Below are 21,163 nucleotides of genomic sequence, written 5' to 3' on the forward strand. Positions count from 1 at the left end.
TTTATAAACCAAACATGGCTCAAAAAACAATCAAAACCTGCGATTTAAAAGGCTCTACTCAAAACCCGCTTCCATTTCCTCTAACGTCGTCATCGATTGCAATAACGTGTCTTCATTATCGCTATGTTGCTGTTGTAATGCTGTCTGCTCATTTAGTAAAACCAGTAAGTCAGATTTACGACTCTCTTCGTATAGACCAGTATCAGCCAGCTTTTCTTCGAGTGCGGCCAGTTTGTCAGCAATCTTAGCCAAGGTTTTTTCGGTATTTTCAATGTCACGGCGAACGGGTGCAGTTAATTTGCGTTGTTCAGCTGCCTGTTTACGCTGCTCTTCTTTACTCAGAGCAGGTTCAGCGGCTTTTTTTTTCGATGATGCCGTAGGCGCTTTATTACTCGCTTGACTATCAGTTGTTTCACGTGAAACAAATTTCTTACTCTCTTTTTTGCTCTTTTTCTTACTGCTACTTTTATCTGTCGAATTCTCTTGTTTGCGTTTTTCTGCCAGCCATTTACCATAGTCGCTGATGTCACCATCGAACTCATCGATTTGACCATCATGCACCAAAAATAACTCATCACAGACGTTGGCAATCAGCTCGCGATCATGCGAGACCAGTACCACAGCACCTTGAAACCCTTGCAAGGCGATGGTCAATGCTTGGCGCATTTGTAAATCTAAGTGGTTGGTTGGCTCATCGAGTACCAGGACGTTTGGACGTTGCCAAACAATCAATGCCAAGGTCAAACGCGCCCGTTCGCCACCAGAAAATAGCTCACTTGGCGTATCGATTCGATCACCACGAAAGTCAAAACTACCTAAGAATGAACGCAGCTCGGCATCTGAGGTTTTTCCAGCCAGACGACGCATCATTTGCAAGGGCGTCGCAGCAGCATCCAGTACGTCCATTTGGTGCTGGTTGAAGTAGCCAAGCTTGATGGTATCAGATACCCGATACGTGCCTGACAACACACCAAGCTCACCAACCAAGGCTTTGATCAGCGTTGATTTACCTGCGCCATTCATGCCCAGTAAGCCAAGACGTGTGTCAGGGGTCACTTGCACATTGGCATTATATAAAAGTGGGGTATCGCTATAGCCAATATCTGCTTTGGTCAGCTCAATCAGCGGTGAGCTCATGTTTGCTGGCTCATAAAAGCGGAAAGAAAAAGGATTGTCTGCCATCATTGGTGACAGCTCCGCCATACGCTCAAGCTGCTTGATACGGCTCTGGGCTTGTTTGGCTTTACTGGCCTTGGCGCGGAAACGACGAATAAAGTCGTCCAAATGTGCCTTGGTCGCTTCTTGCTTTTCAAACGCCTGTTGCTGCTGCGCCATACGCTCATGACGAGTACGGATAAACTGCTGATAATTACCCGTATAAAGGGTGATTTTTTGTTGTTCGACATGCAAAATATGACCGACGGTTGCGTCTAAAAATGCTTGGTCATGCGAGATGACGATGACCAAACCGGTAAATGCATTGATCCAAGTCTCAAGCCACAAGATAGCATCCAAATCCAAATGGTTGGTTGGCTCATCGAGTAACATTAAATCCGCACGGCTCATCAAGGTTTTGGCAAGATTCAAACGCATGCGCCAACCACCCGAAAACCCTTCTACTGGCAGCTCATGCTGGCTGGTATTAAAACCCAGACCCGCCATGATTTGCGCCGCTTTGGTGGGCGTACGATAGCCATCAATCTCATCGAACTGCTGATGCAATACCCCAATCTGCTCGTCGCTCACGCTACTCAAATCATTTAAAGAAGCATTGATCTCATACCATTGCTCATCACCACTGAGTACATAATCAATCGCCGTCTGTGTCGTAGCGCCCACTTCCTGTGCCATATGCGCCACATGCCAGCTATCAGGAATACTGACTTCACCTTTATCAAGCGTGACCTCGGTGTCGCCTGTTCCCATTCGCGTCAATAGTAAGGCAAACAAGGTAGATTTGCCCGTGCCGTTATTGCCCGTTAAGCCAACTTTGTGGCCCGGATGTAGCTGGAAGCTTGCCCCTGCAAACAATTCACGACCATCACGGCGAACACCAACGTCTTTAAATTCGATCATATAATTTCTTCATCTCAACAGTAATATAAAATATCAGGCAATTAGAAAAACACACATCTGGCATGTTAATGGCGGCTATTATTTCAAACGCTTGACCCATAGGCAAACGATTAAATAACTATTTCAAAACTAAGTATTAATTAAGGTAAAAAGCGCTTGGTTTTATATAGCCAGTACAAAATAAAATCGATACGTTAATATCAGCATGCTATTGGAATAAATTTCTTTTGCTCGCTGTTCGCAAGCGTGACAGAGGCTATAAGAAATTTATTCCAATAGCATGCGAAAATTTTAAATTGAATCTGTTATAAGCATTTATCAGTATAATAAAAGTCAAATTCAGGACGTTAGATTTGGTTGGTCATAGCACGCTTGACAAACGAATCGTCATCCCCATTATGATATACTGCTACCAGATATGTGTCAGTAATCAATGAAACCGTTGTGATGGCTTTCATATAATATTTATAATGTCCTGACAGCATTGCCATAATGACAGCACCCAATCGAATCAAACGCCGTGCGTATCTTTATTTGCAACCTATTCATTGCAAACCCAAACAGGATGACGACCGCATTTGATCCTAGCCACTGAGGTAGATATGAACGAATCAGCCAACCAATTTAGTCCAAGCTCAAGCCAGCCAGTAGACCCAACGATATTAAGCCTAACCGACAGTGCCGCACAAAAAGTGCGTCGCCTGCGCGAAGAAGAAGGTGATAGCGACCTTATGCTACGCGTCTATGTGACTGGCGGCGGCTGTTCAGGTTTTTCTTATGGCTTCAATTTTGCCAATGATTTAAACGAAGACGATGCCAACTTTGATAATGGCGATGTCACGCTGGTCGTAGATTCGCTCAGTTATCAATACTTGCAAGGCTCTACCGTCGATTATACCGAAGGTCTAGAGGGCGCGCGCTTTATCGTGACCAACCCAAATGCCACGACCACTTGCGGCTGTGGCTCGTCATTCTCTATTTAAATGAATGGTTAGCATAGATGCCGTTATGATGATTGGCTTAACGTAGCGCATTCAAAGCATCTATCCAATCGGTAGATGCTTTTTATTTTATACAGTAATAGTAAAGCACTGTTTACAAAAACTTTAATTTAAATATCCGCTGAAATATAGGCCGTTGAACCCTTGTAAAGCTTATCGTATTTGTAATTGCTCGTGGTTTTCACCGCAGCTTTGAGCTAAACTGACGGCATTCAGAATCTAATATTTACCTCTTTTATGGTCAAACGCCAGTCGTGTTTTGAGCCACCATAATAAATAACAATAGATGACTATTATGAGTAATTTTGCGAGTAGCTTTGTCAGCTTTGACATTCCCAACTGGTTTGACAACAAGCATTTAACCGGCATGTTACGCGGAATCGAAAAAGAGGGCCTGCGCGTGAGGCCTGATGGTTATTTGGCACAAACGCCCCATCCAGCAAAACTTGGGTCAAAATTAACCCACCCCTTTATTACCACTGATTATTCAGAAAGCCTGCTCGAACTCATTACTGATCCCAAGACCTCACCAAAAGAAACACTAAATATGCTGCGTCAACTGCACGTGTTGGTGTATCAAGGTCTGCCTGAAGGTGAGCTGATGTGGCCGCTATCGATGCCTTGTATGTTGTCCTCTAAGGATGAAGATATTCCATTGGCTGATTATGGCAGCTCTAATACTGGCAAACTAAAAACCTTATATCGTAGTGGGCTTGGTATCCGTTATGGCCGCCGCATGCAGACCATTGCAGGTTTACACTACAACTTATCTTTTGGTGATGGATTGTTTGAAGCGTGGCAAGCACAGACATCCAGCGCACAGAGCCAAACGCTGACAGAATTCAAAAACGAAAAATACTTGGGGCTTATTCGTAACTTTAAGCGTCTGACCAGCCTCGTGCTTTACTTATTGGGTGCCAGTCCAAGCGTTTGTCCTTGTTTTGTCGCAGGGCGTGAGCATGATTTAGAGCTGCTAAATGATTCCACTTACTACAAGCCTGCTGCAACCAGCCTACGTATGGGCAAGCTTGGCTACACCAATAGCGTGCAAGAGCAACTGGATATTCGCTATAACTATCTACCAGAGTATGTCGATGGCTTGCGCCGGGCGATTCAAACGCCGCATGAAAGCTTCGCCAAGCTTGGCTTAGATGACGCAGATGGCAATCCTATTCAGATCAATAACCATATTCTACAAATAGAAAATGAATACTATAGCCCTATCCGCCCAAAACAAATCGCGATGAGCGGCGAGACGCCAACCGAAGCACTTGAGCGTCGTGGTATCGCTTATGTTGAGTTTCGTGCGATCGATCTCGACCCTTATAGCGATGTTGGTATCCGTCTCTCTAGTGCCTGTTTCTTAGAAGTCATGGCGCTGTACTGTTTGCTGAGCGACTCACCCGACTTGCTACCTGATGAAGAAGAAGCGCTTGCTATCAATCTTGAGCGTGTGGTCAACGAAGGTCGCCGTGAAGGCTTACACATCATAAATAATGGTGAGGAGCAATTACTCGAAAGTTGGATGCTGATGCATTTAGAGCGTATGCAGCCACTTGCTGCTTTGCTGGATGCTCATTATGGCGGCAACGATTACCGTGCGGCGGTTGCTTTGATGCAAGGCAAAGCGGGACATTCTGAATCGACCATCTCAGCACAAGTAAACTCAGATAGTAAGCGTTTGGGCAGCCTATGGCAGCTCGGCTTTACCTTGGCACAGCAGCATCGCAAGTCTTTATTGCAACAGACGTTGAGCCCAAACACCCAAGCTCAGTATGAAGTGTTGGCAGAAAAATCGATACTACAGCAAGCGGATATCGAAAAAGCAGAAACGGCCGATTTCATGGAATTCTTGCAACAGTATCGCTAGATTTTGACTATTTAGCATTATAGATAACTACTTTATAAGAGTAATGGCCCTATGCTACAACTGACCACTTACCGTAATTTGCAAATATTTCTAGTACTCATGACTGTGATAGGTATGAGTTTTGCGCTGTTTTTTTTGCAGCGCCATTTAGGCCTTACACCTTGTCCACTTTGTATTTTTCAGCGTATTGGCTTAATGATAATGGGCGGTTTTGCTCTGATAGCTGCGCTGTTTAACCCAAAGCCTATGGCGGTAAGGTTGCTGCTATGGCTTGGTAGCTTAGCTGGTATTGGTTGGGCCACTGCGGTGGCAGCGCGTCATGTGTGGCTACAGCACTTGCCTGCCGATCAAGTACCTTCTTGTGGTCCAGGGTTGGACTATTGGCTAGATACGCTTCCTATGCTACAGGTGTTCAAAGAAGTTTTTGCAGGTTCTGGTGAGTGTGCTACTATTGATTGGACGTTTATGGGTCTAAGTATTCCTGAGCAATCTTTGATTTTATTCAGTGTACTGCTCGTGGTACATGGTCTGATATTATGGCGCATCGTCCGACCTATCGCTCAAAAAAATCTTGCTTAGTCGCTGGCTATCTTAGCCGTTATTTTTCATTTTAGCTTTCTTTAAACAGGTATGAGTGTCCGTTACCTCATATCTGTGCAGATCTATGCTACTGTCAAACACTTCTAACAACCTTTATTAATCGTCCAGTCCATCGCGACTCAAACCTCAATGTTTATCTTTTAGATATCCCACCTATAACAAAAAGTCCACAGAGATATTCTAAACTTTTGATATCTTGACACAGTTTATTTGATTTTTTGATTGGCCGATAGGATCTTGGCATCACTCATTTATGACCGCCAATAAGCTACAGGTTATTGACACTATACCCTCGCCCAAAAACTTCAAACAAGGCAATTATAATTGCCATCTTTTATTTTTAGAATGATTCTCTTTCGCTTTTGACAATCGTAACAAGTTGCCGATACTATAGACATTTTTTAGCAGCATTATTTGATAACTTGTTACTTGAGGTGACCATGACATCTTTTGCACCTGCTTGCACTCCTACATCTACTGTTGTCAGACGCTTTAGTCGCTATTTACTAATGGTGCCGCTGTGTATGCTACTGATTGGTTGTGACAGCGCCTTATCCAGTGATAATGAAGAGGCACGTATCGAGGTCGCGCCTGCTGATGCTCTGCCAGATGCCGATTTACAAAATCTTGCAGGAAACTTCCAAGACAACAGTGGCCTTCAATCAAACCCTGACAGTGAGCTTGATACCATAGCAGAAGGGCAATCGCTCATTGCCGCCGCTCAATCAACCAATGACTTACACACGCGCCAATCGCTGTTAAACTCAGAGTCGCCTAGTAGTAGCGCACTACAAGCCACTTTGATGGGCGATTATGGTGGTATGGTGCCTTGTAAATCTTGTGACAATATTGATGTCACCTTAAATTTATTTGCTGACGGCTCGGTACTAAAAACCAACATTTATAATCAGCCTGAAAAACCGCAGGCACCACTGGTAGAATCTGGCATTTATCGCCAAGACAACAATACCATCACGATTGTCTATGAGGCAAAAAACATTGAAACGTATCATATCCAAGACAATCATCTTATCTTGATGGATGAACACAAAAACCCCGATAATGACTATATCTTGGCGCGTAAATAACTAAGCACACCAACGATCAGACGCGCCTCCAACTTTATTCATCAAAAAATACTGAGCAAGTGAACTTATAAATACTTTTGCTAAAATTCAATCATACCAGTCTGTTGGATTCGCGAAAAAACGCCTCTTTGTTGGGCGTTTTTTATTGGTTATCTAACAGTGTTTACTTTACAATGAACGCCTATTTGCCACGCTGATATAGTCAAGTCAATATAAAAAGTCAGTGGGACTGAGATAAATTTTTTGTCGCCTCTGTCTGCGAAGATACAACAAGCAAAAAAATTGTACCAATTACACATCATAATATTTTTTATTCTTTTAATTGAAGCTCGTACGGAACGTCTATGCATATTCATATTCTTGGTATTTGTGGTACTTTTATGGGCTCGCTGGCATTACTGGCGCGGGCGCTTGGGCATACGGTCACAGGTTCTGATGCCAATGTTTATCCACCCATGTCTACCCAACTTGAGAATGCCGGTGTCACTATCGAAGAAGGTTATCTGGTATCGCATTTGCAGCCAGCACCAGATTTGGTTGTCGTTGGCAATGCGATGAAGCGTGGCATGGACGTCATCGAATACATGCTAGATACTGGCCTACGCTATACCTCAGGGCCACAGTTTCTGTCTGAGCAAGTCCTACAATCGCGGCATGTCATAGCTGTAGCCGGCACTCACGGTAAAACGACGACAACAACCATGCTGGCTTGGATACTGCATTATGCGGGTATCGATACGGGATTTTTGATTGGTGGTGTCCCATTGGTGGATACTACTGATGAGCATCTTCAGCAAGTCTTTGCACACAGCAGTTATTTAGGCGCAGAAAAAAATAGTGCCGACAGCTCAACGTCTGGTTATTTTGTCATTGAAGCGGATGAGTACGACTCTGCATTTTTTGATAAACGCTCAAAGTTCGTTCACTACCGTCCGCGTACCGCTATCTTAAACAACCTCGAATTTGATCACGCTGATATTTTTGCAGATCTCGACGCGATTCAGACCCAGTTTCATCACATGGTACGTATGATTCCCAGTACGGGCAAAATCATCATGCCAGCCGCGACCATCAGTTTAGAAGATACCTTGGCAAAAGGGGTTTGGACGCCCATTTGGCGGACAGCCGTTGTCGATTCGGCTGTGACCAACGTTAGCACACAGAATGAAAATCCAACCAATCCTAGCGACTGGCAGGCTGAACTAATCAGTCAAGATGGCGGTCAGTTCAAAGTCGTGTTTGCTGATAAAGAGGAGTCGGCCGTTGTAGATTGGTCGATGAGTGGCACTCATAACGTCAATAATGCCTTGGTTGCGGTAGCAGCAGCTTATAATGTTGGGGTCAGTGTCGCTACGGCTTGTGCAGCGCTATCCGCTTTCGCTGGTATAAAACGTCGAATGGAGCTGATCGGTAATGTACATGATATTTTAGTATTTGATGATTTTGCTCATCATCCGACTGCCATTATGACGACTCTAGATGGGGCCAAAAAGAAACTGGCGGGCAGACGCATTTGGGCGATCATTGAACCACGTAGTAATACCATGAAAATGGGCATTCACCAAGACAGCCTAGCTGAGTCTGCCGCCCTCGCGGATTATACGCTATGGTACGAGCCTACTGTTCTAGAATGGGGTCTAAAAGAAGTCATCGAACAAGCCAATGCCGCAAATAGTAATATCGGTAACCAGCAAGTCATGTCGAGTGTCGATGCGATTATCGAGCATGTCTGCACACAGGCACATGCAGGTGATGCCATTGTGATTATGTCTAATGGCGGCTTTGAAGGTATTCATCAGCGCTTATTAGTAGCACTACAACGTAATACCGTCAACCATCAATAAAAACGGATCTAAACCATATTTTCAATCAGAACGTAACTTTCTTATTGTAGATGAGAGCGTGGCTTTGTTATAGACAAGCCACGCTTTTTTGTCTTCAGATATCTGTCATTAGTTTCAACATGCTCCGATCTCAAGCCGATACAAACACAAATAACTTATTACACTAGTGGCTTTGTAACTGTTGCTACCTTTGTAACCTTTCATTTACTTATCCTACCTGCATATTAGCAAATCGATGGTTTTTCTCACATAGCTCATACACTGGTAACATTTTGTGCTTACCTTTACTCCTATGCAGTGCATACAATGTATTTATCAAGATTAGCAAATTATTATGAATCACAATAAAATTAGGAGAATAAAATGAGCTTTATTTGGATGATTATCGTAGGTCTAGTCGCTGGTTTATTGGCACGTGCTATCAAGCCCGGCAGTGACCCTATGGGCTGGATCATGACCATCGTGTTGGGTATTGTCGGTGCTTTGCTTGGTGGTTTTATCGCTGGACTCATCGGTATCGATGCTGATGGTGGCTTTACTGGTCTGATATTCTCAGTCATTGGTGCAATCATATTGCTCTTCTTATATGAGATGATCGTGAGCAAACGTCGCGTATAATTTTTGCGATGTCTTAGCTAACTGATAACAGAAAGCCTTGCGAGTAGCAGGGCTTTTTTTATGGTTCTGCCAAAATTCGTCATCTTCGTTTTTTTGAATCATAAAGCGTGATATAGAGGAGAAAGTATTGATAAGCATTACTTTTGTCCCCATTTATCTTATAATATCAACCCTATTTTGTCCTTATCATTGAGGTGAGCGTTATGGCATTACTCCCTATCCTAAATTATCCAGACCCGCGTTTGCGCACCCTTGCAAAGCCTGTCAAGGAAGTGACTGCTGAAATCAAAACCTTAATCGCTGATATGATTGAGACCATGTATGATGCCCAAGGTATTGGTCTGGCTGCCAGCCAAGTTGATCAACACATCCAACTCATCGTCATGGATTTATCTGAAGATAAAAACAACCCTCGGGTGTTTATTAATCCAAAGGTAACTCCACTAGTAGAAGAAAAACAACCGTACGAAGAAGGGTGTTTGTCGGTGCCTGATGTCTATGATAAGGTTGAGCGTCCTAACAAAGTACGTATTGAAGCCTTGGATGAGAATGGTGAAAAAATCGATGAAATCGTTGAAGGCTTACTAGCAGTGTGCATTCAACACGAAATGGATCACTTAAATGGTGTGATATTCGTCGATTATCTATCACGTTTGAAACAAACACGCGCTCGTGACAAAGTACGAAAAATCATCAAAATACGTGAAAAACAAGGCGAACAAGCAGCGGATAAGCAACCACAGCTGACCAACTCCTGATTCACTGATTCTTGTTCTACTGATTTACCTTCTAAGCCAACCGTTGAATAAGCTACCTGTTTATCACTGTATGACTCACTAGGGTAATGATGTGACGCTACAATAACGCTATAACACTATTGATTCTCTACTATATATTTTTTCCATTAAAGGTTTTCTACCATGACCATGATCAAAATCGACCAATATTTTGACCCTGCCGGTTGGCAGAAATTCACCAAAGCCGCTGAAGGTCGTGAAACGCCACTCTTGGTGGTAGACCTTAACCGCATCAAAACAAAGTTTCATGAAATGGTCGGTTTTTTCCCTAATGCCAAAATTCATTATGCAATGAAGGCCAGTCCTGCGGTCGAAGTGATTCATCTATTGGCGGATCTTGGTTCAAACTTTGACTGCGCATCGATTTACGAGCTTGATCGCGTGCTTGATTGCGGCGTAGAGGCTTCACGCATCTCATATGGCAACACCATCAAAAAAGCCGAACATGTCAAATATGCCTTTGATCAAGGCGTTGACTTGTATGCAACCGACTCAGCAGCCGATTTAAAAAATATTGCTGAGCACGCCCCAGGTTCAAAAATATTTGTACGTATCTTAGTTCAAGGATCAGAAACAGCAGAATGGCCACTGTCTCGCAAATTTGGTTGTCACCCTGACATGGCGATTGAGTTATTGATTCAAGCGCGAGCGTTAGGTTTGGTGCCTTATGGCATCTCGTTCCATGTCGGCAGTCAGCAAAAAGATGTCGCAGCGTGGGATGATGCGTTGGCCAAGGTCAAATACATGTTTGACTGGATGAAGAACGAAGAAGGCATTAAACTGCAAATGATTAATTTGGGTGGCGGTTTTCCAGCCAACTATATCAGTGAAGTCAACCCCATAAAAGTCTATGCAGAAGAGATCAACCGTTACTTGACCGATGATTATAATGCCGAAGACATGCCTGAGATTATTCTTGAGCCAGGGCGCTCATTGGTCGGCGGTTCAGGCGTGCTAGTCAGTGATGTGGTCTTGATTTCTCGTAAATCAAATACGGATTTGACGCGCTGGGTATATACCGATGTGGGATTGTTCCAAGGCTTAATTGAGACTTTGGGTGAAGCCATCAAATATCCTGTTTATACACCGAAGATGGAAACGTCTACCAGCGAAGGTACAGTGGTATTGGCAGGTCCAACCTGTGATTCAACAGACATCATGTACGAAGAAGCAGGTTATCAGTTGCCAGAAGAGCTGGAGATTGGTGATAAGATATATTGGCTCACCACTGGCGCTTATACCAACTCTTATTCGTCGGTTGAGTTCAATGGTTTCCCGCCATTAGAAGTGATCTACGTTGACTAATTTGCAATAGCCTATTATTCAAAAAGCGCGGCACTGTTGATCACATATTAATCACAGTGCCGCGCTTTTTTATGCCAAAAATTCATACCAGCAAAACGGTAACCTTTTTAAAGTTTTTCAACTATATATCAATGTAATGCTACTGCACCATTATCCAAATTGGTGTGCTGTTAGTACTATTACTGGCATTATAATTACCATAATTTGAGCGTTGGTTTTGGCTATTTTGGGAGATTTGTCCAATGGTCACCCACTGTCCACGTGGAATAATAATGGTGCTATTGAGGCTTTGACCTTGAATGCGGTTATTGCTGATACTTTGTCGATTGTAGGACGAATTGGATCGCACCAATCTCTCTTCAACTTGTGATAATGTCACTTCGATTTGACCGTTCGGTAGTAATCTTGGGGTCACGCTAATACCTTGAGTCGTTGGTAGTAATACCTGCTGCTGAATGACGATTTGTGCTATCGGGCGAGAATATGTTGAGGTGATGGGATAATAGCTTTGAGCCAATGACCACAATGTACTTGTACCAATACTTGCCGCACTGCCAGATAAGGTTTGAACTTGATACAAGCTACTGCCTTGCTGCTGACTGCTGCGCTGATTGATGACTCCTGATCCTTGGATACCACGGTTGGTAATAATGAGCTGCCCTTGCTGGATATTGCCTTGAGCGCTGCTATTATTGCCGACACGTACCGCGACCGTTAGCGCTTGTGGTTGACGGTCAATCTGAGTCAATAACTGCTGCACTGCTTGATAATTGGCAGCTGTTGTGTATAGGACTAACTTATCTTGATAAGTAGTGACCGTACCGCCATCACGACTGTTATTCAGTTGCTGGCGCACAGCCGGTAATAATGAATCACCGCCATAGGTATGAATGACGTAGGTGTCATAACTGCGCTGCTGGCTATTCTGATAGGTAACCGCTTGCACCGTTACTGGCAAAATTGTGAGGCTTAGGGCAAACGCTGTTTGGTAGGCATAGTGCTGACTTTTGATAATAGCCATCGCATGACGATATCTTACTATTAAATTATCTACAAGCTTATCCATACTCGACTCCTAAAGTAATTCTGCTCTATCAACAATTCATACCACACCGCTCCTAACAATAACCCTTAACTATTCGAATCTTAATCGTTTAAACCCAGCACATCTTGCATATTATACTGTCCCGTTGGCTGCTCAATCACCCAAGTCGCCGCGCGTACGGCACCCGCAGCAAACGTCATACGTGCTCGTGCTCGATGAGTAATCTCAACCACTTCACCATCCGCGATAAACATGACGGTATGATCGCCAATGATTTCACCGCCACGAATCGCATGAATGCCAATGGTTCCCGCTTCACGCTCACCCGTCTGTCCTTCACGGCCATAAACGGCAACGTCTTTTAGATTCTGTCCACGTGCTTCTGCGACGGCTTCTGCCATCATATACGCTGTGCCTGATGGTGCATCGATTTTATGTTTGTGATGGGCTTCGATGACTTCTACATCTGCCTCCGCCCCAAAAGCTTTGGCAGCCATGCCGAGCAACTTTAATGACAGATTAACGCCTGTTGAATAGTTACCGGCATAGACAATTGCTATTTTCTCGCTAGCTTTTGCCAATACTTGCTCTTGCTGCTCATTAAAACCTGTCGTACCAATAACCATCGCGACATTGTTTGCAGCGCAAATTTGCATATTTTGCTCAGTGGCATCAGGCAAGCTAAAGTCAATCAGTACATCGATGTCATTAATCACAGCTTCTAGCTCGTCAACGATTTGTACATCTAAACGTCCGATGGCGGCAACTTCGCCAGCATCCGCACCGACGAGGCTTGATCCTTGACGTTCAATGGCGGCATTGAGCGTCGTTTGCGGATTGGCTTTGACCGCTTCAATGAGCATACGACCCATGCGTCCGCCTGCACCGATAACCCCGACATTGATAATTTTTTTACTTACTTGCTGACTCATATTTTTGTCCTAAGTGCTTTATAGTTGATGTATATTTAGTTTAGTATAAAAACGATATAGAGGGACTGGTGTGCTTATCTTTAAACGAGAAGTTTCGCAGCCTCTGTCGGCGTAGGCACAGCAAGCCAGAAAAATTTTTGCCAGTCCCTCGTTATAATGTCGTGTATCAGTTTTATCTAGTATCGACTATAGTTATTTTTGGATATCGTTTAGCGTAAGTTTAGCAAATATCCACCTATGAATGGTTTTTTATCCAGCCAATAAAAAGCCCAACAGTTTCACGTGAAACTGTTGGGCTAGATATGATTAAGAGTACGCTTTTATTAACGCTTACGCCTAATCAAATAAGTCACCAATCTTTTTGAAGAATGATTTTTTATGAGGCGACTGTTGATGCTTACTATCACCATCCAAAGTATCTTGGAACTGACGTAACAGGTCTTTTTGCTCGCGAGTTAGGTTCACTGGCGTCTCGATAACGACACGGCAGATCAAATCGCCTTTCATCGTCGTACGTACTGGCGTCACGCCTTTGCCGCGCACACGTAGCAACTTGCCGCTTTGCGTGCCTTCCGCTACTTTGATTTTTACTTTACCATCTAGCGTTGGAATTTCAACTTCTTTACCAAGAGCGGCGTCCGTAATGCTAACCGGCACATCCATATAAAGATCAGCACCTTGGCGCGTGAAAACATTGTGCGTTTTGACCCGTACTTCAACGTACAAATCACCGTTTTGTACACCAGCACCGCCCGCTTCACCTTCACCCGCCAAGCGAACGCGATCACCATCATCGACACCCGCTGGGATAGACACTTCTAAGGTACGTGACTTGTCTTTAACGCCATGACCGTGGCAGTCAGGACAAGGGTTTTTGATTTGTTTACCAGTGCCGCCGCACTGCGGACACGCTTGCTGCACAGCAAAAAAGCCTTGTTGCATACGCACTTGGCCTTGACCATGACACATCTGACACGTCACAACATCAGAGGCGTTTTTTGCACCTTTACCATCACAAGTGTCACAAGGCGCAGGAGCCGTAAAGCTGATTTCTTTTTTGCAGCCACGAACCGCTTCTTCTAAAGTTAGTTCAATCACATAACGGAGGTCTGAACCACGGCGCGAACGTCCACCACCGCCACCGCGCGATTGACCAAAAATATCACCAAAGTTACCAAAAATATCGCCAAAGATATCTTGGAAGTTGCCGCCGCCTGCACCGCCAAAACCACCACCACCCATGCCATTTTCAAAGGCAGAGTGACCCATACGGTCATAGGCTGAGCGTTTGTCTTCATCACTCAATACCTCATAAGCCATCGACGCTTCTTTAAATTTATCTTCAGCATCAGGGTCATCAGAGTTACGGTCTGGATGGTATTTCATCGCCAGCTTGCGGTAAGCTCGCTTAATCTCTTTGCTGTCAGCGGTCTTACTGACACCTAATACTTCGTAAAAATCGCGCTTACTCATGGGCTCTCCTATCGTCTTTACAGTCCACCGGCCAGTCGATTTATACATCCAGTCAACCACGCTCTTAATACTATTGCCATCGCCATCAAAAGTTTCACATGAAACATAAGCGAATGATAAGTAAAAAGAGAAGATGACTGTATAAGTCTGACTAGCGAATACGGCGGGATGCTGCTTAGCCAAATCAATTATTAAAAGTTTGCGCTATTTATGGAGATGGCATAGGGATTTATCAAGCGCCGAGGTAGGTAAAGTGGCAATCAAGCGATGTTATGTACGCATAAAAAAGGTTTTATTAAGGAAGAGACAAAGGTTTTCATACCTTAATAATTGTCCATCATGCTAATATTTATCGCCGTATTCCAATATTTTCATTACTATTTATATTCACAGTTATTCAGTTTGCAATAAGGTATCGATTTTTATGAAAAAGCTGATTGTTTTATTGATTGTCATTGCCGTGACCGTCTATGCAGGCTCGCCTTATTACAGCGCTTATCAGCTCAAAAATGCTTATGAGGCCAAAGATGGCGCTACTATCGCAGCGGCTATTGACTATGACCAAGTCAGGCCCAGTATCCAAAACCAATTGACCACTCAGTTTACAGCAACGATGGCTCAGTACCCATTGGTCGCTGAACTGGGCGGCGAGCCATTGACGCAAGCGGCTAATAGCTTTATAACACAGGCAGTCGATGGAGCGATTACGCCACAAAACATCGAAAAAGTCATCGATACACAAGGTCAAGCCAATACAGCAACCAAAGAGTTGGCCGCCGCATGGGCAATCGCCAGTAATCAAGTTGACTTAAAAAACTTGATTCAAAATTTAATCATCCAGCGCGGCGATGTGAATGCTGTGGTGCAAAGTCAAATGCAGCAAATCATGCAAAAGCAAGCAGCGGAACTCGAACAACAGGCGGCGCAAGGCACCGATAGCGACAAACCAAAGCTGAGCTATTGCGGTATCAACTGCTTCAATATCAGTGGTCAAGTTAAGGGTTATCCTATCACTATAGAGATGCAGCGTGACGGTCTGATTAACTGGAAAATCGTGAATATTGTGCTGCCTTAACATCTGCTTTTAATAGTAAAAGCCTTGCTATCAATCTTTATCAACCTGAATAAAAAACCGCTTTATGAGCCATGTTCATAAAGCGGTTTTTTGGTTACTGAATCTAATAATGCTGATATGCGTTAATAAGACTACTCGACTCCCAAGAACTCTAAAAATTCAGGACTCTCAAAACTTGCTTGATATAGCACGCCATCTTCACGATAGATAGCTGGTGTCGCCATCACTGCCAGACCAGCGGCTTTTTCGCGATTAGGCGTGACACGGTCAACATTACAGCTGGCAGGTGCGGGCGTCATCTCTCCTTGCAACATGGCTTTGTCAAACGCTTGGCGACGACTGCTTGTATCGGCTTGACACCAAATACCACGCATTTGCGCGGGTGACTGCTCATATATCGGATAGCCAATCACTTTTACCGTCACACCTTTTGCATTGAGCATGGGTAGTTGTTGGTGCAAGCGACGACAATAAGTACAGTTCACATCGTCAGCCACGTAAATAACTGCCATCTCTGTAGTGGTTGCTGGGTAATTAATCAGTTGCTGCTCATCTAACGTCGCCAATACAGACTGGTTTTTGCGTTTTTCAAAGTTTGTATCGAGACCCATAAACTGACCATTTTCGATCACGGATATCTCACCATCGGTGATGTACTGGGCATCGTCCGATAGCAAGAAAGGTACACCTTCTAAGGTGGCTCCCCAAATAACACCCGGTACGGCGGTATAAAAGAACGGTGTTTTGGTACTCATGTTTTTGAGCGCGCCCATGTTGGCCAGCATAGCTGATTTGACCGTCGCACTGACTGGCTTACCTACTTGCTCGCTGTTACTGCGTGGCAGCGTTTCAGTCACGACACGCTTGCTTGGGTTCTTTTGTAGCTCCCCTTGAATGACATATTTTCCGTCGGCAGTGATGTGCAAAGGCAACTGCCCTGCCAAGCTGACTTGATACATATTGGGCAAGTTTGAGGGCACAATAGAGGTGATTTGCGTTTTTATGCCGGCTTGTTCTAAAACTTGGCGCAACCGCTGGTCAACAGACTGGCTTATCGTGTCAGCGGTTTGCGGGCTTTTGCTAGCTTGACCGATTGTTTTTTGCGTCGCATCAGTAGCATTGGGCTGTGCACAGGCGGTGGTTGCCAATAGCAAAATGCCGATCAGGCTGGCAGGCTTTAATATGGGTAGTTTCACAGAGACAGTCCTATCTGGTTTGTAATATCAACAAAAATATTATGTAAATATGTAGAGTAAAAAGACAAACAGACTGTAGCATGAGACTGAATATTGCAGAATAATAAAGGCACAACTTTGCAAAATCGCCACGCAGCTTTAAGAGACAGGCAACACAGATAGTCCGTAGAAATAATAGCCATATAGTTAATTCTAAATGAAAGAGGTGCGACCATTATTAGGGCGTGTCCTCAATCTGAACGATAGCGACTAAATGGGTTAAAAATGGCTAAATATTCGCCAAACTGCGTCAAATAGCTGGTTAATATCCCGATATTATCAGCACTATTTTCCTTGTTTGGCTTCAATTTACCTCATTTTTATAACCATTTTCAAAATGAGGACACGCCCTAATGTTCTGCTAGAATAATATTTTCTTGCTTGCTGTGCCTTCGCAGACAGAGGCTACAAAAATATTATTCTAGCGGCACTGTATTGAGTTTATCGTGAACTGACTATAGTAGAAATACTCGGCAATAAAAAGCAGCGCCCTAAAAGGGCGCTGCTGATCGTTTTGAGACAGTTCTTTAAGACATTTTGAACACTGTCTTATTTAAATATTGGCAGCCTTAAAACTTGGCGACTTCATCGGCCGTCAAAAAGCGACTGTCGCCTTTATCCAAACCATCCAAGTTGATATGACCAATACTGGCGCGATGCAGCTCAGTCACTCTATTACCAAAGTAACCCATCATGCGTTTTACTTGATGATACTTACCTTGCTCCAAAGTTAGACGGGCATGGGTGTCATCGATGAATTCAAGTATCGCGGGCTTGGTTTCTTCATGATCGCCTTCTAATAAAATCCCTTCAGCCACTTCTTTGACCGCATTTGCTTGGGCATCGCTGTCCATTGCATCGGCTAAGGTCAGCTCATAGACTTTGGCATGCTCATGCTTGGGACTGGTGACACGGTGTAGCCAGCCGCCATCATCGCTGATGAGGAGCGCGCCAGTGGTGTCGACATCGAGTCGCCCTGCAATACGCAAGCTACCGAGCTCTGGTACGGCTATCAGCTCGGTAACGATGGGGTATTCTTTGGCCTTTAACGTACATTCGAACCCTTCCGGCTTATGCAGCAAGATATAACGATTGCCCGTCGCAACCGATAATGGCTCGCCTGCCCACATCACCTCATCGTTGACGATATCGACATGTAGGCCGGGATCTTTGATGACTTGATCGTTCACTGTCACTTCGCCCGCGTGCATAATCTTTTTCGATTCTTTGCGCGACAGCTCAGTGGCTTTACTAATAAATTTATCTAGACGCATACTATTTATTACCATCCGTTTTATGATACCGACTCTACTGCAAAGTCTAACGTCGCAAGCACTCGCACATATCTTGTTCGCTATATTTGCAGATGAGAAGTGGTACTATAATAAAAAATAAAATGAACACTGCGCCAAATACGGCAGGCAGTGAAAGTGGGACCAGTTTACCATATCCAACCTAGACCTGAAGAAATATGAGCTATCAAACGTTAAAACGTGCTGTCACCGCGCGCTTAGCAATCAAAAAATCCGATTTCATTGCTTATGCTTATCCCGTGGCGTCACGGGAAGACGCTATGTTTCACGTGGAACAACTACGCGAACAGTATGCCGATGCGCGCCATCATTGCTGGGCATACATCATTGGCGATCCCAATAATACCACCAGTGCTGGCTTTGACGATGACGGTGAGCCAAACGGGACGGCAGGCAAGCCGATATTGAATGTCTTGCAGCACAAATCTATCGGCAATGTCATTATCGTCGTGGTGCGTTATTTTGGCGGTATCAAATTAGGTGCTGGAGGTCTCACTCGTGCCTATGCTGGCTCGGCGCAAGCGGCCGTCGATGAAATGACGTTAAGTCCTTATGTACCGATGACACAGGTACAGATACTGGCGGAGTTTGCGACCGAAGCACAGTGCCGCTATGTGGTCGAGAGTCTAAATGGCAAGATTGATGATGTTGCTTATAGTAAGCAAGTGACTCTGACCGTGACGCTGGCTGAGGCAGATATCGAGGGCTTAAAAGAGCGGCTGGCGATGGCTGGGCGGGTATTAGATCAGCATTAAATGTTGATTAAGGCGTGTCATTATTTGAACACTAATTCTCTAGGTTTTGTTTTACGTAGTCGGTATCATGTTGCTAACAAGATGTGCTGTGAGCGTAATCTAATATATTAAAGTCTCTGCCCTACAGCATTTGCATGGTATTACTAAGCCTATTTTAATCATCACGGTTTTGGGTGATCCTTTATTGGTATCCTTCCACTATCTGGCGATGTATTAGACAGTGTAGTACCATTCCAGACAAAGCACGGCGAGCAAATTAGCTTTAGGCCGTTTAAAGACAATAGGTTTGACTCTAGCTAGATGCTAACCGTGTCAATGAACTTTTTAAAATCTGTGAATTAAACATTAGGATTAAGTTATGAAGTCATCACATTTATTAGGCGTAACCATTCTTTCTGTCATTAGTTTGTCAGGCTGCCAAACCTCAAAAAGCTTACTGAATGGTTTTGTGGGTGGCACACTCAATGTTGCTGAACTACCTGAAAAAAGTTCAACTAGGGTTCAGTTTGTCATTAATGATTATTCTGGCATGTTTATAGGGTCACCTGACACTAAAAATACGAAAATTAGTGGCCAAACCGAGGGCGTAATTGCGACTAGATTTGCCAATCCACTATTTAATAAACAAGATAAACAGAAAATCAGTTCAATGGACTTAGGTATGCCAAAACCTAAATCCATTGAAAAAGAACACTATAATGTAGTTGAAAGATATATTAATTCTAATGAACAAATCCAAATTAAATACAACATGGGCGGCAATAATGGTTCGACGCAAACAAATTGTAGTGTAAAAGGGGAGTTTATACCTAGAGCCAATACTGACTATCGTATAACTGGTAGTTCAAACCGTGAAAAATGTTATGTTCTTTTAGAGCAATTTGCAAAAAACAAAAATGGCCAAACTTATTTGGTACCTATTAAGTTTGATTAAGTTATATGCCGTTAAGAACTATCTACTTGCGTCATAAATAAACCGACTGATTAAATTAAATAAGACCAAAATATGTCAACCTCAACCAAACCTTTCTCCCCCACGCCTTTTAAACCGCCATTTTGGCTAACCAATCCGCATCTACAAAGTATTTTGCCCAAGTTTTTTGCGCCCAAAGCACCCACTTATCGCCGTGTGGTCGAAAAAGACTCTTTGGAAGAAAGCGATATCGCTTATGATTTTTATGATGCGCATCCAGTAGAAACAGCAGCCAATGGTGAACGGGAACAAACGCCCCTTATCGTATTGTTTCATGGAATGGAAGGCAGTAGCGATAGCCACTATGCCCGTGCTTTAGCGTATCAGATGCATGCGCAAGGCTGGCACTTCGTCGTGGCGCACTTTCGCAGTTGTGGCGGCATTCCTGCTAATGGTAGAGTTTTTTATAATGCGGGTGATACTGATGAAGTACATCATGCGCTACAAAATTTAAGTCAGCAATACACCAATATTTATGCAGTTGGGGTGTCACTTGGCGGCAATGCGCTGGCAAAATATATGGGTGAATATGCGGATAAGGCGTTATGCGCTGGCGCAGTGGTGATTTCTGCACCTGTTGATATGTCATCGGCGGCCATTACCATGCACAACTTTTTAAGCCATCGAATTTATACGCCGTACCTGCTCAATCCGATTATCAAAAAAGCCTTAGCCAATGACATTACTCAAGATGAGATCGACTCGATCAAAGCCGTCAATCGTATCAGTGACTTTGATGATATCTTTACCGCGCCGCGTCACGGCTACCGCTCTAACAATCACTACTATCAAGCCTCATCAGCCCTTCCCTATTTGATAAAAGTGACAAAGCCTTTATTGCTCATTAGCGCCAAAGACGATCCGTTTATCGGTTTTACCGCCACGCCAAATGATGTCTCTGACAGCGTCACCATTCTCGATACGGCTCACGGTGGTCACATTGGTTATTTGCGTTATCGCTCTGATAAAGACAAATCACCTCATCTTTATAAAAAATCAAGATTTGATATCAATTGGATACCTGAAACGGTTAGTGCGTACTTCAATTGGATTGGTGTCGAATCACGTAAAAGATAGGCATAAGAGGGTTTTTTGAATATTCGTTATTTGAGTAGTCGTTATTTGAGTAACCAAGCGTTCACTGAAAACCGTTGGCTTTCACC

The 21,163-nt window shown here is 43.9% G+C and carries 18 protein-coding genes; 12 read left to right on the forward strand and 6 right to left on the reverse strand.

The window, feature by feature from the left end:
- Window positions 1–54: 54 nt before the first annotated feature.
- Complete coding sequence (locus JMY02_RS09940) at window positions 55–2,076, reverse strand: ATP-binding cassette domain-containing protein (protein ID WP_201597685.1); 2,022 nt, start codon at window positions 2,074–2,076, stop codon at window positions 55–57.
- 602 nt (window positions 2,077–2,678) lie between these two features.
- On the opposite strand from JMY02_RS09940, the gene erpA reads away from it, so the two are divergent.
- The 8 genes from erpA (at window position 2,679) to JMY02_RS09980 (ending at window position 11,199) form a co-directional block, all read left to right on the forward strand.
- Window positions 2,679–3,059, forward strand: a complete 381-nt coding sequence (erpA, locus tag JMY02_RS09945) for an iron-sulfur cluster insertion protein ErpA (protein ID WP_021813277.1) — start codon at window positions 2,679–2,681, stop codon at window positions 3,057–3,059.
- Between the two features lie 313 nt (window positions 3,060–3,372).
- Window positions 3,373–4,947: a glutamate--cysteine ligase gene (gene gshA, locus JMY02_RS09950; RefSeq protein WP_201597687.1), complete on the forward strand. Its 1,575-nt coding sequence runs from the start codon at window positions 3,373–3,375 to the stop codon at window positions 4,945–4,947.
- Between the two features lie 51 nt (window positions 4,948–4,998).
- Window positions 4,999–5,526, forward strand: coding sequence for a disulfide bond formation protein B (locus tag JMY02_RS09955; RefSeq protein ID WP_201597688.1), 528 nt, complete (start codon window positions 4,999–5,001; stop codon window positions 5,524–5,526).
- Between the two features lie 461 nt (window positions 5,527–5,987).
- Window positions 5,988–6,635 carry a copper resistance protein NlpE N-terminal domain-containing protein gene (locus JMY02_RS09960; RefSeq protein ID WP_201597691.1) on the forward strand — a complete coding sequence of 216 codons (648 nt, stop codon included), beginning with the start codon at window positions 5,988–5,990 and terminating at the stop codon, window positions 6,633–6,635.
- A gap of 344 nt (window positions 6,636–6,979) precedes the next feature.
- A complete protein-coding gene (gene mpl, locus JMY02_RS09965) occupies window positions 6,980–8,479 on the forward strand; it encodes a UDP-N-acetylmuramate:L-alanyl-gamma-D-glutamyl-meso-diaminopimelate ligase (RefSeq protein ID WP_201597693.1) in 1,500 nt (499 codons plus the stop codon).
- A 363-nt stretch (window positions 8,480–8,842) separates the two neighbouring features.
- Complete coding sequence (locus tag JMY02_RS09970; protein ID WP_131656477.1) at window positions 8,843–9,097, forward strand: GlsB/YeaQ/YmgE family stress response membrane protein; 255 nt, start codon at window positions 8,843–8,845, stop codon at window positions 9,095–9,097.
- A gap of 203 nt (window positions 9,098–9,300) precedes the next feature.
- Window positions 9,301–9,855, forward strand: coding sequence for a peptide deformylase (def, locus tag JMY02_RS09975; protein ID WP_201597695.1), 555 nt, complete (start codon window positions 9,301–9,303; stop codon window positions 9,853–9,855).
- Between the two features lie 168 nt (window positions 9,856–10,023).
- Window positions 10,024–11,199, forward strand: coding sequence for a type III PLP-dependent enzyme (locus JMY02_RS09980; protein WP_201597755.1), 1,176 nt, complete (start codon window positions 10,024–10,026; stop codon window positions 11,197–11,199).
- A gap of 139 nt (window positions 11,200–11,338) precedes the next feature.
- On the opposite strand, the gene JMY02_RS09985 is transcribed toward JMY02_RS09980, so the two are convergent.
- The 3 genes from JMY02_RS09985 to dnaJ form a co-directional block, all read right to left on the reverse strand.
- Window positions 11,339–12,265 (reverse strand): hypothetical protein, encoded by a 927-nt coding sequence (locus JMY02_RS09985; protein ID WP_201597697.1) that lies wholly within the window; start codon window positions 12,263–12,265, stop codon window positions 11,339–11,341.
- 80 nt (window positions 12,266–12,345) lie between these two features.
- The gene (gene dapB / locus JMY02_RS09990) at window positions 12,346–13,176 is read right to left on the reverse strand and encodes a 4-hydroxy-tetrahydrodipicolinate reductase (protein WP_201597699.1); all 831 of its coding nucleotides are present in this window, start codon (window positions 13,174–13,176) and stop codon (window positions 12,346–12,348) included.
- Window positions 13,177–13,512: 336 nt separating this feature from the next.
- Window positions 13,513–14,649: a molecular chaperone DnaJ gene (dnaJ, locus tag JMY02_RS09995; protein WP_201597701.1), complete on the reverse strand. Its 1,137-nt coding sequence runs from the start codon at window positions 14,647–14,649 to the stop codon at window positions 13,513–13,515.
- Between the two features lie 424 nt (window positions 14,650–15,073).
- On the opposite strand from dnaJ, the gene JMY02_RS10000 reads away from it, so the two are divergent.
- Window positions 15,074–15,724 carry a DUF2939 domain-containing protein gene (locus JMY02_RS10000; protein WP_201597703.1) on the forward strand — a complete coding sequence of 217 codons (651 nt, stop codon included), beginning with the start codon at window positions 15,074–15,076 and terminating at the stop codon, window positions 15,722–15,724.
- A gap of 131 nt (window positions 15,725–15,855) precedes the next feature.
- Here the strand turns inward: JMY02_RS10000 and JMY02_RS10005 are convergent, their stop codons facing one another.
- Entirely contained in the window at window positions 15,856–16,920 is a 1,065-nt protein-coding gene (locus tag JMY02_RS10005) for a disulfide isomerase DsbC N-terminal domain-containing protein (RefSeq protein ID WP_201597705.1), read from the reverse strand.
- A 608-nt stretch (window positions 16,921–17,528) separates the two neighbouring features.
- The gene (locus tag JMY02_RS10010; protein WP_201597707.1) at window positions 17,529–18,233 is read right to left on the reverse strand and encodes a pseudouridine synthase; all 705 of its coding nucleotides are present in this window, start codon (window positions 18,231–18,233) and stop codon (window positions 17,529–17,531) included.
- Between the two features lie 197 nt (window positions 18,234–18,430).
- Here JMY02_RS10010 and JMY02_RS10015 point away from each other — a divergent pair, with 197 nt between their 5' ends.
- The 3 genes from JMY02_RS10015 to JMY02_RS10025 all read left to right on the forward strand — a co-directional run bounded on the left by JMY02_RS10015 (window position 18,431) and on the right by JMY02_RS10025 (window position 21,077).
- Complete coding sequence (locus tag JMY02_RS10015) at window positions 18,431–19,027, forward strand: YigZ family protein (protein WP_201597709.1); 597 nt, start codon at window positions 18,431–18,433, stop codon at window positions 19,025–19,027.
- Between the two features lie 358 nt (window positions 19,028–19,385).
- Window positions 19,386–19,961: a hypothetical protein gene (locus tag JMY02_RS10020; protein WP_201597711.1), complete on the forward strand. Its 576-nt coding sequence runs from the start codon at window positions 19,386–19,388 to the stop codon at window positions 19,959–19,961.
- A gap of 72 nt (window positions 19,962–20,033) precedes the next feature.
- A complete protein-coding gene (locus tag JMY02_RS10025) occupies window positions 20,034–21,077 on the forward strand; it encodes a YheT family hydrolase (RefSeq protein ID WP_201597713.1) in 1,044 nt (347 codons plus the stop codon).
- Window positions 21,078–21,163: the final 86 nt, after the last annotated feature.

Origin of the sequence: Psychrobacter vallis (assembly GCF_904846715.1) — a bacterium.
GTDB classification, from domain to species: domain Bacteria; phylum Pseudomonadota; class Gammaproteobacteria; order Pseudomonadales; family Moraxellaceae; genus Psychrobacter; species Psychrobacter vallis.

Bases quoted from the DNA above. Each gene is read 5' to 3' on its own strand.
- JMY02_RS09940 (WP_201597685.1), bottom strand. From the start codon at position 2,076: ATGATCGAATTTAAAGACGTTGGTGTTCGCCGTGATGGTCGTGAATTG.
- erpA (WP_021813277.1), top strand. From the start codon at position 2,679: ATGAACGAATCAGCCAACCAATTTAGTCCAAGCTCAAGCCAGCCAGTA.
- gshA (WP_201597687.1), top strand. From the start codon at position 3,373: ATGAGTAATTTTGCGAGTAGCTTTGTCAGCTTTGACATTCCCAACTGG.
- JMY02_RS09955 (WP_201597688.1), top strand. From the start codon at position 4,999: ATGCTACAACTGACCACTTACCGTAATTTGCAAATATTTCTAGTACTC.
- JMY02_RS09960 (WP_201597691.1), top strand. From the start codon at position 5,988: ATGACATCTTTTGCACCTGCTTGCACTCCTACATCTACTGTTGTCAGA.
- mpl (WP_201597693.1), top strand. From the start codon at position 6,980: ATGCATATTCATATTCTTGGTATTTGTGGTACTTTTATGGGCTCGCTG.
- JMY02_RS09970 (WP_131656477.1), top strand. From the start codon at position 8,843: ATGAGCTTTATTTGGATGATTATCGTAGGTCTAGTCGCTGGTTTATTG.
- def (WP_201597695.1), top strand. From the start codon at position 9,301: ATGGCATTACTCCCTATCCTAAATTATCCAGACCCGCGTTTGCGCACC.
- JMY02_RS09980 (WP_201597755.1), top strand. From the start codon at position 10,024: ATGATCAAAATCGACCAATATTTTGACCCTGCCGGTTGGCAGAAATTC.
- JMY02_RS09985 (WP_201597697.1), bottom strand. From the start codon at position 12,265: ATGGATAAGCTTGTAGATAATTTAATAGTAAGATATCGTCATGCGATG.
- dapB (WP_201597699.1), bottom strand. From the start codon at position 13,176: ATGAGTCAGCAAGTAAGTAAAAAAATTATCAATGTCGGGGTTATCGGT.
- dnaJ (WP_201597701.1), bottom strand. From the start codon at position 14,649: ATGAGTAAGCGCGATTTTTACGAAGTATTAGGTGTCAGTAAGACCGCT.
- JMY02_RS10000 (WP_201597703.1), top strand. From the start codon at position 15,074: ATGAAAAAGCTGATTGTTTTATTGATTGTCATTGCCGTGACCGTCTAT.
- JMY02_RS10010 (WP_201597707.1), bottom strand. From the start codon at position 18,233: ATGCGTCTAGATAAATTTATTAGTAAAGCCACTGAGCTGTCGCGCAAA.
- JMY02_RS10015 (WP_201597709.1), top strand. From the start codon at position 18,431: ATGAGCTATCAAACGTTAAAACGTGCTGTCACCGCGCGCTTAGCAATC.
- JMY02_RS10020 (WP_201597711.1), top strand. From the start codon at position 19,386: ATGAAGTCATCACATTTATTAGGCGTAACCATTCTTTCTGTCATTAGT.
- JMY02_RS10025 (WP_201597713.1), top strand. From the start codon at position 20,034: ATGTCAACCTCAACCAAACCTTTCTCCCCCACGCCTTTTAAACCGCCA.